This is a genomic window from Herbaspirillum sp. NPDC087042, assembly GCF_044745245.1.
Lineage (GTDB): Bacteria > Pseudomonadota > Gammaproteobacteria > Burkholderiales > Burkholderiaceae_D > Herbaspirillum.
Genome location: NZ_JBIUZW010000013.1, coordinates 150,066 through 164,455, shown reverse-complemented (window position 1 = coordinate 164,455; position 14,390 = coordinate 150,066). Strand labels below are relative to the sequence as shown.

The following is a 14,390-nucleotide window of genomic DNA, read 5'->3' as shown; positions in this document are numbered from 1 at the left end:
CGGCAAGGGGAAGGCCTTCATGAACGCAGCGAATAGCGGTTCTCGGCCACGCATTCGTAGCGTTGCACGATGTAGCCGTTGTCGTCCACGCTCTCCAGATAGACATCGAACTGCCACAGTCGCGCCATATGACGCAGCACCTCGTTGGTGCTGTCGCCCAGCGAGCGGCCATCGCTGCGGAAGTGGCGCAGCGTCAGGCTGCGGTTGCCGCGCGTGTTGACCGACCAGACCTGGATGTTGGGCTCGCGGTGATTGATGTCGTACTGCCGTGACAGCGCCTGGCGCACATACTGGAAGCCGCGCTCGTTATGGATGGCCGAGACTTCCATCTCGCTGCGCGTGTCGTCGTCGAGCACGGCGAACATGCGCATGTCGCGCATGAGCTTGGGCGAGAGGTACTGCGCGATGAAGCTCTCGTCCTTGTAGTTGCGCATCACATGGTGCAGGGTATCGAGCCAGTTGCTGCCGGCGATCTCGGGGAACCACTCGCGGTCCTCGTCACTGGGATGCTCGCAGATGCGGCGGATGTCGCTCATCATCGAGAAGCCCAGGGCATAGGGATTGATGCCGTTGTAATAGGGTTTGGTGATGGGCGGTTGGAACACCACATTGCTGTGCGAATGCAGGAATTCCATCATGAAGCCATCGGTCAGGCGGCCCTGGTCGTAGAGCGTATTGAGCAGGGTGTAGTGCCAGAAAGTGGCCCAGCCTTCGTTCATCACCTGGGTCTGGCGCTGCGGATAGAAGTACTGGCCGATCTTGCGCACGATGCGGATCACCTCGCGCTCCCAGGGCTCCAGCAGCGGCGCATTCTTTTCGGCGAAGTACAGCAGGTTCTCCTGCGGCTCGCTGGGGAAGCGCTCTTCCACGGCGGTGGCGGCGGTTTCCTTCTTGGTCGGCAGGGTGCGCCAGAGCTCGTTGACCTGCGATTGCATGTAGGCTTCGCGCTCACGCTGACGGGCCTTTTCCTGCGCCAGCGACAGCCGCTGTGGACGCTTGTAGCGGTCCACACCATAGCTCATCAGGGCGTGGCAGGAATCCAGCAGTTCTTCCACGCGCTCGAAGCCATGGCGCTCTTCGCATTCGGAGATGTAGTTGCGGGCATACACCAGGTAATCGATGATGGCGCTGGCATCGGTCCACAGCTGGAACAGGTAGTTGCCCTTGAAGAAGGAGTTGTGGCCATAGCCCGCATGGGCGATGACCAGGGCCTGCATGGTCATCGTGTTTTCTTCCATCAGGTAGGCGATGCAGGGATCGGAGTTGATCACGATCTCGTAGGCCAGGCCCATCTGCCCGCGCTTGTAGTCACGCTCGGTCAGCATGAAATGCTTGCCGTAGGACCAGTGCCGATAGTTGACCGGCATGCCGTGCGAGGCATAGGCATCCATCATCTGCTCGGCCGAGATGATCTCCAGCTGGATGGGATAGATGTCCAGTCCATAGCCCTTGGCCACGCGCGCGATTTCCTCGTTGTAGCGCTCGATCAGCTCGAAGCTCCAGTCCGAGGGGCAAGGCAGGGGATCATGCTTGAAGCGGCTGTTCATGCGTGCACCTGCTTTTCAAAGAGTTCACGGAACACCGGATAGATCTCGGCCGCCGACTGCACCTTCTTCATGGCGAAGTGCGGATGCGATTCGATCAGTTGCAGGTACTCGGTCCACAGGTTCTGTTCCGGCTCGGCCACCTGGATATAGGCGAAATAGCGCGTCAGCGGCAGGATGGCCGACTCCAGCAGTTCCCGGCACTTGGGTGAATCGTCATTCCAGTTGTCGCCGTCGGAGGCCTGGGCGCCATAGATGTTCCATTCGCTGGGCGAATAACGCTTGGTGATGATGTCGTGCATCAATTCCAGCGCGCTGGAAACCACCGTGCCGCCGCTTTCCTGCGAGTGGAAGAAGGTGTTCTCATCCACCTCGTCGGCCCGCGTGTGGTGGCGGATGAAGACCACCTCGATGTGCTCGTAATTGCGGGTCAGGAAGAGATAGAGCAGGATGAAGAAGCGCTTGGACAAGTCCTTGCGCTGCTCGTCCATCGACCCCGACACATCCATTACGCAGAACATCACGGCGCGGCTGGATGGCTGCGGCTGGCGTACGCGATTGACGTAGCGCAGGTCGAAGGGATCGATGAAGGGAATGCGCAGGATGCGCGCGCGCAGCTGGCGCACTTCTTCTTCCAGCAGCTTGATGTCGGACTGGTGCTCGTCCGGCTTGCGCTTCATCTCGGCCAGGGTTTCTTCGGCGATGTCGAGCTGGCGCTGCAGTGGCCCGCCCATCGCAATGCGCCGGCCCAGCGAGGAGCGCAGCGAGCGCACCACGTCGATATTGTTGGGCGAGCCATCGACCGAATAGCCGGCGCGCTGGTTCTTCCAGTTGGGGACCTGCAGCAGATTGGTTTCCACCAGGCGCGGCAATTCCAGGTCCTCGAAGAAGTAGTTCATGAATTCTTCGCGGGTCAGCTCGAAGGTGAAATCGTCCTGGCCTTCGCCCTCGTTGCTGGCACTGCTGCCACCCCCGCCGCCCCCGCCACCCTGGCGCGGGATGCGGTCACCCTGGAGGTAGTCCTGGTTGCCCGGATGCACAGCCTCGCGCCGTCCGCCCCGTCCGTGATGGAAGAAGGGTTCGGAGACATCCTTGCGCGGGATGCTGATGCTCTTGGATTTTTCGAGATCGGTAATACTGCGGTCGCGCACGGCGTCCGCCACCGAACGTTGTATATGCCCCTTGAAGCGCCGCAGGAAGCGCTCCCGGTTGGCGATGCTCTTGTTCTTGCCAGCCAGCCTGCGGTCGATGATCTGATGCAGCACTCGTCTCTCCTGCTAGTGGTCGGCGGCCCGCATCGCGGCGGACGGCGCCGAGGAGTCGCATGGCGCACCGCGCCGTCCCCGGGGCGGTGCGCGCACGCGGCGCTTACGAGGACTTGCGCACGCGCAGGTACCATTCGCACAGCAGGCGTACCTGCTTGGGCGTGTATCCCTTGCTGACCATGCGATTGACGAAGTCTTCGTGTTTCTGCATTTCCTCGGTGGAGCCCTTGGCATTGAAGGAGATCACCGGCAACAGGTCTTCGGTGTTGGAGAACATCTTCTTCTCGATCACCACGCGCAGTTTTTCGTAGCTGGTCCACAGCGGGTTCTTGCCACCGTTGTTGACCCGTGCGCGCAGCACGAAGTTGACGATCTCGTTGCGGAAGTCCTTGGGATTGCTGATGCCGGCCGGCTTCTCGATCTTTTCCAGTTCCGCATTCAGGGCCGCACGGTCGAAGCTTTCGCCGGTATCGTGATCGCGGTATTCCTGGTCCTGGATCCAGAAGTCGGCATAGGTCACGTAACGGTCGAAGACGTTCTGGCCATATTCCGAATACGACTCCAGGTAGGCGGTCTGGATTTCCTTGCCGATGAATTCCGCATAGCGCGAGGCCAGCGTGTCCTTGACGAAGGAGAGGTACTTCTGTTCGGCCTCCTGCGGGAATTGCTCGCGCTCGATCTGCTGCTCCAGCACATACATCAGGTGCACCGGATTGGCCGCCACCTCGGTGGTGTCGAAGTTGAACACGCGCGAGAGGATCTTGAAGGCGAAGCGCGTGGAGATGCCGTTCATGCCCTCGTCCACGCCGGCGTAGTCGCGGTACTCCTGGTAGGACTTGGCCTTGGGGTCGGTGTCTTTCAGGTTCTCGCCATCGTAGACCTGCATCTTGGAGAAGAGGCTGGAGTTTTCCGGCTCTTTCAGCCGCGTCAGGATGGAGAACTGCGCCATCATCTTCAGCGTACCCGGCGCGCAAGTGGCCTGGGCCAGCGAGGAGCTGCGGATCAGCTTTTCATAGATCTTGATCTCTTCGGACACGCGCAGGCAATACGGCACCTTGACGATGAAGATGCGGTCCAGCAGTGCCTCGTTGTTCTTGTTGTTGCGGAAGGCTTTCCATTCCGATTCGTTGGAGTGGGCCAGGATGACGCCATCGAAGGGGATCGCGCCGAAGCCCTCGGTGCCCTTGAAGTTGCCTTCCTGGGTCGCTGTCAGCAGCGGGTGCAACACCTTGATGGGGGCCTTGAACATTTCCACGAATTCCAGCAGGCCCTGGTTGGACAGGCACAGGCCGCCCGAATAGCTGTAGGCGTCGGCATCGTCCTGGGAATACTGTTCCAGCTTGCGGATATCGACCTTGCCCACCAGCGTGGAGATGTCCTGGTTGTTCTCGTCGCCCGGCTCGGTCTTGGAAATGCCGATCTGGCGCAGGATGGACGGATAGCGCTTGACCACGCGGAACTGGCGGATGTCGACGTTGTACTCGTGCAGGCGCTTGACGGCCCAGGGACTGAGGATGGGTTTGAGATAGCGACGCGGGATGCCGTACTGTTCTTCCAGGATGGCGCCGTCTTCGTCATAGTCGAACAGGCCCAGCGGCGATTCGTTGACTGGCGAGCCCTTGATGGAATAGAAGGGCACCTGCTCCATCAACTGCTTGAGACGCTCGGCAATGGAAGACTTGCCGCCGCCGACCGGACCCAGCAGGTAGAGGATCTGCTTCTTTTCTTCCAGACCCTGGGCGGCATGACGGAAGTACGCCACCACTTGCTCGATCACTTCTTCCGCGCCGTAGAATTCCTTGAAGGCGGGATAGACCTTGATGACCTTGTTGGCAAAGATGCGCGAGAGGCGGGGATCTTCGCGGGTGTCCACCTTTTCGGGTTCGCCGATGGCCATCAGCATCCGTTCGGCAGCAGATGCATAGACCGCCGGGTCGCTCTTGCAAAGATTCAGATACTCTTCAAGCGATAACTCTTCTTCTCTGGTCTTGTCGAACCGGCTTGCAAAGCTGCTGTAGATATCCATACCACCTCCGTCGCTCTCGAAAAAAGTACGAAACAGATTTATATGTCTGGACTTGCCATCTGCGGTTATCGAAGAACGCGTCGGTGACTCTGGTGAGCGTCATTGCCGGTGTGTTCTTTGAAAGCCGTAGCATCAACAGCGTGTTGCGAAGATCATTTCAGCTCTGGCTTTTATTCTAGTCCTTTTTTTGCTTCCACTTAGTGATCCCACCTATGAACCTTGGTTCAGTATGGACGGGATTTTCTTGCGCATCGTGTGTGATTCATCCCATCCAATGCGAAGCAAACATCCCTCATGCTCTTTCAATGTGCGGCATGCCATGGCGGTTGACCTCACAGTGCGCTATTTTCGCGCAGCGCGCCATCGTGAAAACCCTGATAGCCGCACGTCGCAAACTGGCGCAGTATCCCGCCGTGGGTAGCATGTTGCAGCATGTCCGGGCAGATGCTGCTGCCCCGCTTCTTCTCCATGGCCGGCGCGGCTATCGCGCTGCGTCATCGCTCCTCTCTCCCCTGTAGCTGGAATCGTGCCAGGTCTCTTGCCGGGCGTTTGCGGCGGGGGCATACTCGCTTCTCTTCTTTTGTAACGCACCTGCGGCACTGCCACGGTGTTGCGCATCTGCCTCATTCGGGCTGCGCAGGGGAGGGCAGGCCAAAACGCTTTAGATGATTTACGGTTTTGCTCATGCGCTGCGCGCATGCGTCGCAGCGGTTCCCTGTCTTGCAAAGGGGCGGGCTGCAGTTGCCGGAAAAACCGTGGCACGACATGTCTCATGAGTAACTTTTCATCCCGGGCGATGGCGGAAATCGCCGATTCGCCACATTCTGGTGGAAAACCCGGCCTCGGCTTGTGTACAGATCGCCCCAAAAGCCCATAAGTCATTGACAGCTAAGTAGAAAATGCAGTCTAATTCAGGGTTCACCATCTGAAGAATTGCGCGCGGTGCCGTCGCAGTGCTGTTTCAGTTGTCGACCGGGTCCATGCCAGAGCAAAGCGAGGCAAATATTGGGGCTGGAAGGCGGCAGAGGCCAACAAATGGTGTCAGCGATGCAGGGGCTGCCGGCTTACATGGGCGGCAGGGCATCGGTGATGCGGAACAGGCACACCGAAAGCGGTTCCAGAATTCCGATTTATTTTTGCTGTTTGCTCCAAGGCAGCCCAACTTAGCGAGTCCAACATGAAACGTACTTACCAACCTTCCGTCGTGCGTCGCAAGCGTACCCATGGTTTCCGTGCCCGTATGGCAACCCGTGGCGGCCGTGCCGTGATCAACGCCCGTCGCGCCAAGGGCCGCAAGCGTCTGGCTGCAGTTTAAGCCACGACACTGCGCTGCCGTTTCGTGTGACGGACGTCCGTTCACCGCTTCCAGCACGTCTAGCAGGCGACTTCCCACGCGATCGGCGAATCGTTAAAACGGATGAATTTTCATCCGTTTTTCGTTTGCGCCCCGTGTTTCGTACCGAGCATTTCGTGTTGTACGCATGCCGCAACAGCCGGCCGCAAGCCCGCCTGGGCGTGGTGGCGGCCAAGCGGCTGGCGCCGCGCGCGGTCACCCGCAACACGATCAAGCGTGCCACGCGCGAGCTGTTTCGCCAGGCCGAGTTGCCTGCGGTGGATTGCATCGTGCGCCTGTCGCGCCCGCTCAACAGCAAGCGCGATCCGGCGCGCACCACTGCCCTGAAGGCGGTGGTGCGGGCTGAATTGACGCAACTGTTCGCCTTTTTGCCGAACGCACCAGCGTTTGCCAGGAAATAGGAACGATGAAAACGCCTTTGCTCCTGCTGTTACGAGCCTACAAGCTGGGAGTGAGTCCTTTCCTGGGGCAGAATTGCCGTTTCTATCCCAGTTGTTCCGACTATGCCGCCGAGGCGGTGCGTGTGCATGGCGCCCTCAAGGGCAGCTGGCTGGCCGGCAAACGCCTGTGCAAATGCCATCCCTGGCATCCCGGCGGGCTCGATCTGGTGCCCGGTTCTGCCGAAGCCCGGGCCGCCGCCGCTGATGCAATTGCGCAGGCCGAGCCTGCGCGCGCGTCTTCCTCCGTGTTGCCGAATGCTTCCTCGCAGCCTGGTGCTGCGCGGGTTTCCCTCCCTGTGGCCGCTGACGGTTGCAGCCACTCCTGAACTCATCAATACGCATATCGCATATGGATATCAAACGTACCGTCCTGTGGGTTGTATTCTCCTTCTCCCTGCTGCTGCTCTGGGATAGCTGGATGCGCCATAACGGACATCAGTCGATGTTCTTCCCGTCGGCCAATCCGACTCAGGAGCAAGCCGCGGCCAATCCGGCCGCGCCGACCGCCAGCCCGAACGGCTCGCCTGTGCCGCAAGCCGGCACATCGACGCCGGCCGCCCTGCCGGGCAACGACAGCAGCGCTGTCGCCACCAAGGGTGAAACCATCGTCATCACCACCGACCTGGTCAAGGCCAGCATCGATACCGTCGGTGGTGAACTCAAGCGCCTGGAACTGCTCAAGCAGCCTGACGTGGTCGATCCGACCAAGAACGTGGTCCTGTTCGACTCCGAAGCCGGTCACACCTACCTGGCCGAATCGGGCCTGATCGGTGGCCCCTTCCCCACCCACAAGACCATCTTCACGGCCCAGCCCGGCGCCCGCTCGCTGGACAATGGCAATGAAGTGCAACTGGTGCTGGTGGCTGACCAGGGCGGCGTGAAGCTGACCAAGACCTATACCTTCAAGCGCGACAGCTACCTGATCGACGTCAAGCACACGGTGACCAACACCTCCGCTGCGGCCATCAATCCCTCGCTGTACCTGCAGCTGGTACGCGACGGCAACAAGCCGGGCGGCGAATCGCACTTCTACAGCACCTTCACCGGTCCGGCCGTCTACAGCGACAGCGAGCACTTCGAGAAGCTGGACTTCGAGAAGATCGCCAATGGCAAGCAGCAGCACGTGAACAAGGCCGACAACGGCTGGATCGCGATGGTGCAGCACTACTTCGTGTCGGCCTACATCCCGCCGCAGAAGGCGCAGCGCGACATCTTCAGCAAGAAGGTCGGTGACAACCTGTACGCCGTCGGTTCCATCCTGCCGCTGGGCGCCATTGCTCCCAACGCCAGCGTGACCATGGATGCGCAGCTGTACTCCGGCCCTACCGTCTCCAAGACCCTGCAAGCCATCGCCCCGGGTCTGGATCTGGTGCGTGACTACGGTCACCTGACCGTGATTGCCGAGCCGATCTTCTGGCTGATGACCCACATCCACAACTTGGTGGGCAACTGGGGCTGGACCATCATCCTGCTGACCGTGCTGATCAAGCTGATCTTCTTCCCGCTGTCGGCCGCCAGCTATCGCAGCATGGCCAAGATGAAGGCGGTCTCGCCCAAGATGCAAGCCATCCGCGAGCGTCACAAGAGCGATCCGCAGGCCATGAACCGCGAGATGATGAGCCTGTACAAGACCGAGAAGATCAACCCGCTGGGCGGCTGCCTGCCCATCGCGATCCAGATCCCGGTGTTCATCTCCCTGTACTCGGTGCTGCTGGCCTCGGTAGAAATGCGTGGCGCGCCCTGGCTGGGCTGGGTCCATGACCTGACCGCCCCGGATCGCCTGTTCGGCACCATCCCCTACTTCAACATGCCCATCGGCCTGCTGCCGATCATCATGGCTGCATCGATGTTCCTGCAGACCAAGCTGAACCCGACCCCGCCGGACCCGGTCCAGGCCAAGGTGATGATGTTCATGCCGCTGGTGTTCTCGTTCATGTTCTTCTTCTTCCCGTCCGGCCTGGTGCTGTACTGGGTGACCAACAACATCCTGTCGATCGCGCAGCAATGGGTGATCACCCGCAACATCGAGAGCGGCAAGACCAAGTAAGCCGGTTCTTGCAGGCCATCAAAGGAAAAACCCGTGGATTCCACGGGTTTTTTTTCGCTTGTCGCCAGCCGGCAGGATTAACATTGTCATGAAGCCGCCCTGGAAGGGGTTACGGCGACGATAGACCACACAACAACAATGACCTCAGATGACTTTTGATTCTTCTCCCATCGCCGCGATTGCGACCGCGCCCGGACGCGGTGGTATCGGTGTGGTGCGCATTTCCGGCCGCGACCTGACGCCGGTGATCCGCGCGCTGTGCGGCCGCGACAGCCTGGCACCGCGCCACGCGACCTACCTGCCTTTCCTTAATGCCGATGGTAGTGCCATCGACCAGGGCCTGGCCATCCATTTCCCGGCGCCGCATTCCTATACCGGTGAAGACGTGCTGGAACTGCAGGGCCACGGCGGCCCCGTCGTGATGCAGATGCTGCTGGCGCGTTGCGTCCAGGCCGGCGTCGAGATCGGCCTGCGCCTGGCCGAGCCGGGTGAGTTCACCCAGCGCGCCTTCCTCAATGACAAGATCGACCTGGCCCAGGCCGAGGCCGTGGCCGACCTGATCGAAGCCACCACCGAAGCCGCCGCCAAGTCGGCCTCGGAGTCGCTCTCGGGGGCCTTCTCCAAGGTGATCCACGAACTGGTGGATCAGGTCACGCGCCTGCGCATGCTGGTGGAAGCCACGCTGGACTTCCCCGAGGAAGAGATCGACTTCCTCAAGCAGTCCGACGCGCGCGGCCAACTGGCGACCATTCGCGCCACGCTGGAAGAAGTCTTCAAGCATGCCGCCCAGGGCGCGCTGCTGCGTGACGGCCTGAATGCGGTGCTGGCCGGCAAGCCCAATGTGGGCAAGTCGTCGCTGCTGAACGTGCTGGCCGGTTCCGACGTGGCCATCGTCACGCCCATTGCCGGCACCACCCGCGACAAGGTGACCCAGACCATCCAGATCGAGGGCATGCCGCTCAATATCATCGATACCGCAGGCATTCGCGAAGCCGATGACGACGGCAGCGGTCCTGACGAAGTGGAGCGCATCGGCATCGAGCGTACCTGGGTCGAGGTCGCCAAGGCCGATGTCATCCTGCACATGCTGGATGCCGATCGCGGCCCGACGCTGGAAGATGAAAAGATCACGGCGCGCTTCCCTGACGGCGTACCCATCATCCGCATCTGGAACAAGATCGACCAATCCGGCCACAAGCCGGCGGTGGACCCGATGCCCGACGCCACCCACGTCTACTTGTCGGCAGCCGAAGGGGAGGGTGTGGATCTGTTGCGTGCGGAGTTGTTGCGCATCGCCGGCTGGCAGCAGACGGTGGAATCGCGCTACCTGGCGCGCGAGCGGCACCTGCTGGCCTTGAAGGCGGCTGATGAGCATCTGGCGCATGCGGCGGCGCATGCTGACCTGGATAACGAGGCCGGCGAACACGCGCTGGATCTCTTTGCCGAAGAGTTGCGGCTGGCCCAGGAGCGCCTCTCCAGCATCACCGGCAAGTTCACGCCGGATGATTTGCTGGGGGTGATCTTCTCGCGCTTCTGCATCGGGAAGTAAGCCGCACAACCGACATGAAGCCGCATCCCTGCTACATGGGGCAGGCCGCGACCTTGCCGGCCTGGTGGCCAGCGGCTTAGCGCCGCTGGTGTGTGCGTCGACGCATCGCCAACGCAACAAGGCCAACGCCTAGCAGTGCCAGGCTGCCAGGTTCTGGCACGTTGCTGGAGGGGAAGGTAAATCCGCCGACATTCAGCTCGCTGTGCAACTGGGGATCCTTGATATCTGCCACGCCGGCGCTCAGGGTGTACCAGTCCGATGTTGCGGCAGTGAAGCTGAAATTGACGACGGAAGAAGATTGGTAGTTGCCGTATTTGCTGATGCTTGCTTCAAACAAGGGGGTGGTGCCAATGGTGACAAAGCCCAGATCGTTATAAGGCATGTAATCCATTCCAATCCATTGCGCCCAGCCGTTGAGGGTGTCTCCTGCATTGAGGTAGATGTGTTGAGACAGGGTCGTGTAGATCCCCTTCCCCAAGCCCGCGATGAGCTTGGCAGCATATTCGCCCGTGCCATTGGAGACGACTGAAACCCGCGACGTATGGTCCCAGCCGCTTAGATCACCCGTGGCGAAGTTGCCATTCTGGATCGTGCCAGCAAAGCTCGTATTGCACAGAAGCGCCAGTGAAGCGGTGAGTAACCGGATTTTATTCATGTGAATTCCCTATAGGTTGGGCAAGGCAATATTGCCTTGCGACATCCTTATAGCAACCGATATGCCACCACAATAGGAGTGCGGCTTTCATTGGGAAATGTCAGAAGTTGTCAGTAAATGAGTGTGTTTTTGATGATTTTTTGTAAAATTGCCCGACAATTGAGCAGGTGCTTGACGGTGGGCGAGAGCCTGCCTGAAATCCTGGATAGCGGGGATTCACGCGGCCTGTAGGGTGATGAGGTGCTCGCCGCCATCGCAAGAACAGCTGGAAGAAATGGCGATATCTGCAGCTATCTTGCATGTGCAGCGAAAGTTGCAGGCGCTCTGGCAAAAGCGGGGGATCTTGTCGGCGCGGGAAGTGTGGATCGGTACTTGGCCATATCCGGAGGGGTGTTTGCCTGGGCAACAGCCAGGTGGGAAATTTGCAACGGATGTTACAGCGTGTAAAAAGCTTGGAGGTGAAGCGGGGCCGTCGATATTCTGAAGTTCCTCCCCCTCCAATTCATCACCCCTGAGAATTGGATTTAACCCGCCGCCGCAAGGTGCGCGGGTTTTTTTATGTCGGCGTGCCGCAGGGGAGGGCGCCTCCCGCCGAGGGAGCTCTGCAGGAAAAATGTTGCGCTGCTAATATGCCTCCTGCCCGATTTTTCCCCTTCATCATTTCATCGACAGGAAAACAAGATGTCCGCCAATCCACGTCAAGCCGACTACCCCATCGATCCGCAATTCACCCAGCGCTGGTCCCCGCGCGCCTTCACCAGCGTCGATATCCCCGAAGAGACCGCACTGACTTTCCTGGAAGCCGCCCGTTGGGCGCCGTCCGCCTTCAATGCCCAGCCCTGGCGCTTCGTCTACGCACGCCGTGGCACCCCGGCCTGGGATAGCCTGCTGGGTCTGCTCAACGAATTCAACCGCGCCTGGGCCGAAAAGGCCTCGCTGCTGATCGTGGTGCTGTCGCGTACCGTGATGGTCCCGCCGGGCGCCACCGAAGCCGTGCCGGCTCCGACGCACTCCTTCGACACCGGTTCGGCCTGGGGCTACCTGGCCCTGCAAGCCACTCTGTCCGGCTGGCATGCCCACGGCATGGCCGGTTTCGACAAGGAAAAGGCCCGTACCGAACTGAACGTGCCGGCCGAGTTCTCGGTGGAAGCCATGGTGGTGGTCGGCAAGCTGGGCGACAAGTCCATCCTGCCGGAAGGCCTGCAAGCCCGCGAAACACCTAGCCCGCGTGAGCCGCTCTCCAAGCTGGCGTTCGAAGGCAAATTCAAGGCCTGAAGACCTGCCGTAAAATATTTCGCAATTATTTAAAAAAAGGCCTGGCTTTTTGAAAAAGGCTCTCCTATAATAGCGATCTTTCAGCAAGCAAAGACAGCTGAAACGGTTTTAGGAGTGGTAGTTCAGTTGGTTAGAATACCGGCCTGTCACGCCGGGGGTCGCGGGTTCGAGCCCCGTCCGCTCCGCCAAATAAAACGCCTCGTTCGCAAGAACGGGGCGTTTTTGTTTTTGCGCAGCAAAAACCTGCGGAGCGGAGGGAGCCGCCTGCGCGGCTCCCGGCGGGGCGAGAAGGGAATCGCTTGCAAGCGATTCCGCGGCCTGCGCTTGTGTAGGAGAGCCCCGTCCGCTCCGCCAAATAAAACGCCTCGTTCGCAAGAACGGGGCGTTTTTGTTTTTGCATTTTCCATCGCTTCGCCCCTCTCCCCCCAGACTGTTTGTTTTGGCACAGCCACGTCCTGGTATGCCGCTGTTTTTTATCCACAGCACGCCGACACGTAACTTTCATTATGAAAGTGCTGTTACTATTGTAATGAAAGTGACTTGATCATCGCGTTGAACGATGCGGGAGCCGATCGCCATCAGATCCGGTATCCGGTAGGTCCGGCGTAAATCCATTGAAATGGATGCGCATCGCGCAAAAAAGATCAGCATGAATGTCAAAGGATCCATGGCCTTCACCACCGGCGCCAATCGTGGCCCGGGACTGGAGTTCCCGCAGCCCTTTCTTGGAAGATGTGATGACCCAGCACAATACCGTCCTCGTCAGCAGCAACGACGCTACCCCCGCCACCCTGGCGCACTGGAAGAGCGAGGAGGCCGCCGTGCGCGCACGTCTGTCGGCGCCCGGCGTGGCCAGTCCCGAGCAGATCCAGGGCTTGAGCGGCATGGAGATCTTCGAGGCCATCTTCCGGGGTGAGCTGCCTTTCGCACCCATCGGTGAAACCGCCGGCATCTGGCCCATCCAGGCCAGCCACGGTGGTTTCATCTTCCAGGGAACGCCTTCGCCAGCCTTCTTCAATCCCATGGGGACGCTGCACGGTGGCTGGATCGCCATGATTCTCGACTCCGCTGTCGGTTGCGCCGTGCAGACCACCTTGCCGGCCACGGCGGCCTATACCACGGCCGAGCTGAAGATCAGCTATATTCGCGCCCTCACGCCCAAGGTCGAACGCGTGCGGGCCATTGCCAGCGTCCTCAGCGCGGGACGACAACTGGGTTTTGCAGAAGCCCGGCTGGTCGATGCCGAAGGGCGCTTGTATGCCCACGCCAGCACCACCTGCCTGGTGATGCCGCGGCGCTAGTCGCCAGTCGCTCTAGTCGCGTCGCGCATGATCGTCGACGGGCTCGCCGGCGACCATGCGTATCCACTCACGGAACGCCTTCACCGCGCGCATGCCGGCATCCCCCCGGCGATAGCACAGGAAGTGCATTTCCTTGTGGATGGACTTGAAGACCGTCTCGTCCAGTCGCACCAGGTCTCCGCGCGCCAGTTCAGTCTCGGCGAAGCGCGCCGTCTCCAGCGCCACGCCCAGGCCATCCACGGCGGCGGCCACTGCCAATGAACCGCGGTCGAAGGAGGGATGCGCGCGCAGCGGCAGGCGCACGCCGTGCAGGTCGAACCAGTCCTTCCAGCGCACCGGATTGAGCTTGGATTCGATCAGCGTGAGTTCCAGCAGATCCAGTGGCCCGCGGATGGCATGACGCTGCAGCAGCGCCGGGGCGCATAGCGGCACCGTCGGCTCCATGCCCAGGGCCTCGATGATGACACCGTCACGATGCGGCGGAGCGCCATAGGCAATGTCGATATCGATGGCGCCGTCGCGCTGCAGGTCGATGGGCTCGGCGCTGGTGGACATCTGCAAGGTGATCGCCGGATGCGCCTGCATGAATTGCCCCAGGCGCGGACTCAACCACTTGCTGGCAAAGCTGGGCGCGCAATGCACCGCCAGCACCGCCTGCTCATCAGCCTGGCGGAATACCGCGCAGGCATCCTCGATGGCATCGAAGGCCGGCGTGAGCTTGCCCAGCAACAGCTGGCCCTGCATGGTCAGCGTCACCCGCCGGGTCTGGCGGACGAACAACTCCTTGCCGCACCACTCCTCCAGCGAACGCACCTGGTGGCTGATGGCCGACGTGGTCAGATGCAGCTCCTGCGCCGCCAGCGTGAAACTGCCCAGCCGGGCGGCGGCCTCGAAGGCGCGTAGCGAGAAGAAGGAGGGCAGTTTGCGCATGGCG

At 60.7% G+C, this 14,390-nt stretch carries 12 protein-coding genes and 1 tRNA gene; 8 read left to right on the top strand and 5 right to left on the bottom strand.

The genetic code is table 11. The annotated features are described in order from the left end of the window. Positions 1–17 precede the first annotated feature (17 nt). The 3 genes from ACIPHN_RS18290 to ACIPHN_RS18280 form a co-directional block, all read right to left on the bottom strand. Positions 18–1,547: a SpoVR family protein gene (locus ACIPHN_RS18290; protein WP_400438294.1), complete on the bottom strand. Its 1,530-nt coding sequence runs from the start codon at positions 1,545–1,547 to the stop codon at positions 18–20. Continuing rightward, a complete protein-coding gene (locus ACIPHN_RS18285; protein ID WP_400438292.1) occupies positions 1,544–2,809 on the bottom strand; it encodes a YeaH/YhbH family protein in 1,266 nt (421 codons plus the stop codon). Before ACIPHN_RS18285 ends, ACIPHN_RS18290 begins: the two co-directional genes overlap by 4 nt. Positions 2,810–2,912: 103 nt before the next feature. Next, entirely contained in the window at positions 2,913–4,835 is a 1,923-nt protein-coding gene (locus ACIPHN_RS18280; protein WP_400438290.1) for a PrkA family serine protein kinase, read from the bottom strand. Between the two features lie 1,177 nt (positions 4,836–6,012). On the opposite strand from ACIPHN_RS18280, the gene rpmH reads away from it, so the two are divergent. From rpmH to mnmE, 5 genes are all read left to right on the top strand, one after another. Then, positions 6,013–6,150 (top strand): 50S ribosomal protein L34, encoded by a 138-nt coding sequence (gene rpmH / locus ACIPHN_RS18275; RefSeq protein ID WP_006461360.1) that lies wholly within the window; start codon positions 6,013–6,015, stop codon positions 6,148–6,150. Positions 6,151–6,176: 26 nt separating this feature from the next. Continuing rightward, positions 6,177–6,590, top strand: a complete 414-nt coding sequence (gene rnpA, locus ACIPHN_RS18270) for a ribonuclease P protein component (RefSeq protein WP_400438287.1) — start codon at positions 6,177–6,179, stop codon at positions 6,588–6,590. A 5-nt stretch (positions 6,591–6,595) separates the two neighbouring features. Continuing rightward, positions 6,596–6,955: a membrane protein insertion efficiency factor YidD gene (yidD, locus tag ACIPHN_RS18265; protein ID WP_400438285.1), complete on the top strand. Its 360-nt coding sequence runs from the start codon at positions 6,596–6,598 to the stop codon at positions 6,953–6,955. Positions 6,956–6,978: 23 nt separating this feature from the next. Next, positions 6,979–8,676: a membrane protein insertase YidC gene (yidC, locus tag ACIPHN_RS18260; RefSeq protein ID WP_400438283.1), complete on the top strand. Its 1,698-nt coding sequence runs from the start codon at positions 6,979–6,981 to the stop codon at positions 8,674–8,676. A gap of 148 nt (positions 8,677–8,824) precedes the next feature. Further along, complete coding sequence (gene mnmE, locus ACIPHN_RS18255) at positions 8,825–10,225, top strand: tRNA uridine-5-carboxymethylaminomethyl(34) synthesis GTPase MnmE (protein WP_400438281.1); 1,401 nt, start codon at positions 8,825–8,827, stop codon at positions 10,223–10,225. Between the two features lie 76 nt (positions 10,226–10,301). On the opposite strand, the gene ACIPHN_RS18250 is transcribed toward mnmE, so the two are convergent. Next, a complete protein-coding gene (locus ACIPHN_RS18250) occupies positions 10,302–10,880 on the bottom strand; it encodes a PEP-CTERM sorting domain-containing protein (protein ID WP_400438279.1) in 579 nt (192 codons plus the stop codon). Between the two features lie 681 nt (positions 10,881–11,561). On the opposite strand from ACIPHN_RS18250, the gene ACIPHN_RS18245 reads away from it, so the two are divergent. From ACIPHN_RS18245 to ACIPHN_RS18235, 3 genes are all read left to right on the top strand, one after another. Continuing rightward, complete coding sequence (locus ACIPHN_RS18245; RefSeq protein ID WP_400438277.1) at positions 11,562–12,155, top strand: nitroreductase family protein; 594 nt, start codon at positions 11,562–11,564, stop codon at positions 12,153–12,155. Between the two features lie 111 nt (positions 12,156–12,266). Continuing rightward, positions 12,267–12,343 (top strand) — tRNA-Asp (locus ACIPHN_RS18240). A 549-nt stretch (positions 12,344–12,892) separates the two neighbouring features. After that, complete coding sequence (locus ACIPHN_RS18235; RefSeq protein ID WP_400438275.1) at positions 12,893–13,456, top strand: PaaI family thioesterase; 564 nt, start codon at positions 12,893–12,895, stop codon at positions 13,454–13,456. Between the two features lie 12 nt (positions 13,457–13,468). On the opposite strand, the gene ACIPHN_RS18230 is transcribed toward ACIPHN_RS18235, so the two are convergent. Continuing rightward, the gene (locus ACIPHN_RS18230; protein WP_400438273.1) at positions 13,469–14,386 is read right to left on the bottom strand and encodes a LysR substrate-binding domain-containing protein; all 918 of its coding nucleotides are present in this window, start codon (positions 14,384–14,386) and stop codon (positions 13,469–13,471) included. Positions 14,387–14,390 lie beyond the last annotated feature (4 nt).

Excerpts from the sequence above, each read along its gene's own strand:
- ACIPHN_RS18230 (WP_400438273.1), bottom strand. The coding sequence starts at position 14,386 with ATGCGCAAACTGCCCTCCTTCTTCTCGCTACGCGCCTTCGAGGCCGCC.
- yidD (WP_400438285.1), top strand. The coding sequence starts at position 6,596 with ATGAAAACGCCTTTGCTCCTGCTGTTACGAGCCTACAAGCTGGGAGTG.
- ACIPHN_RS18290 (WP_400438294.1), bottom strand. The coding sequence starts at position 1,547 with ATGAACAGCCGCTTCAAGCATGATCCCCTGCCTTGCCCCTCGGACTGG.
- mnmE (WP_400438281.1), top strand. The coding sequence starts at position 8,825 with ATGACTTTTGATTCTTCTCCCATCGCCGCGATTGCGACCGCGCCCGGA.
- yidC (WP_400438283.1), top strand. The coding sequence starts at position 6,979 with ATGGATATCAAACGTACCGTCCTGTGGGTTGTATTCTCCTTCTCCCTG.
- ACIPHN_RS18280 (WP_400438290.1), bottom strand. The coding sequence starts at position 4,835 with ATGGATATCTACAGCAGCTTTGCAAGCCGGTTCGACAAGACCAGAGAA.
- rpmH (WP_006461360.1), top strand. The coding sequence starts at position 6,013 with ATGAAACGTACTTACCAACCTTCCGTCGTGCGTCGCAAGCGTACCCAT.
- ACIPHN_RS18250 (WP_400438279.1), bottom strand. The coding sequence starts at position 10,880 with ATGAATAAAATCCGGTTACTCACCGCTTCACTGGCGCTTCTGTGCAAT.
- ACIPHN_RS18235 (WP_400438275.1), top strand. The coding sequence starts at position 12,893 with ATGACCCAGCACAATACCGTCCTCGTCAGCAGCAACGACGCTACCCCC.
- ACIPHN_RS18245 (WP_400438277.1), top strand. The coding sequence starts at position 11,562 with ATGTCCGCCAATCCACGTCAAGCCGACTACCCCATCGATCCGCAATTC.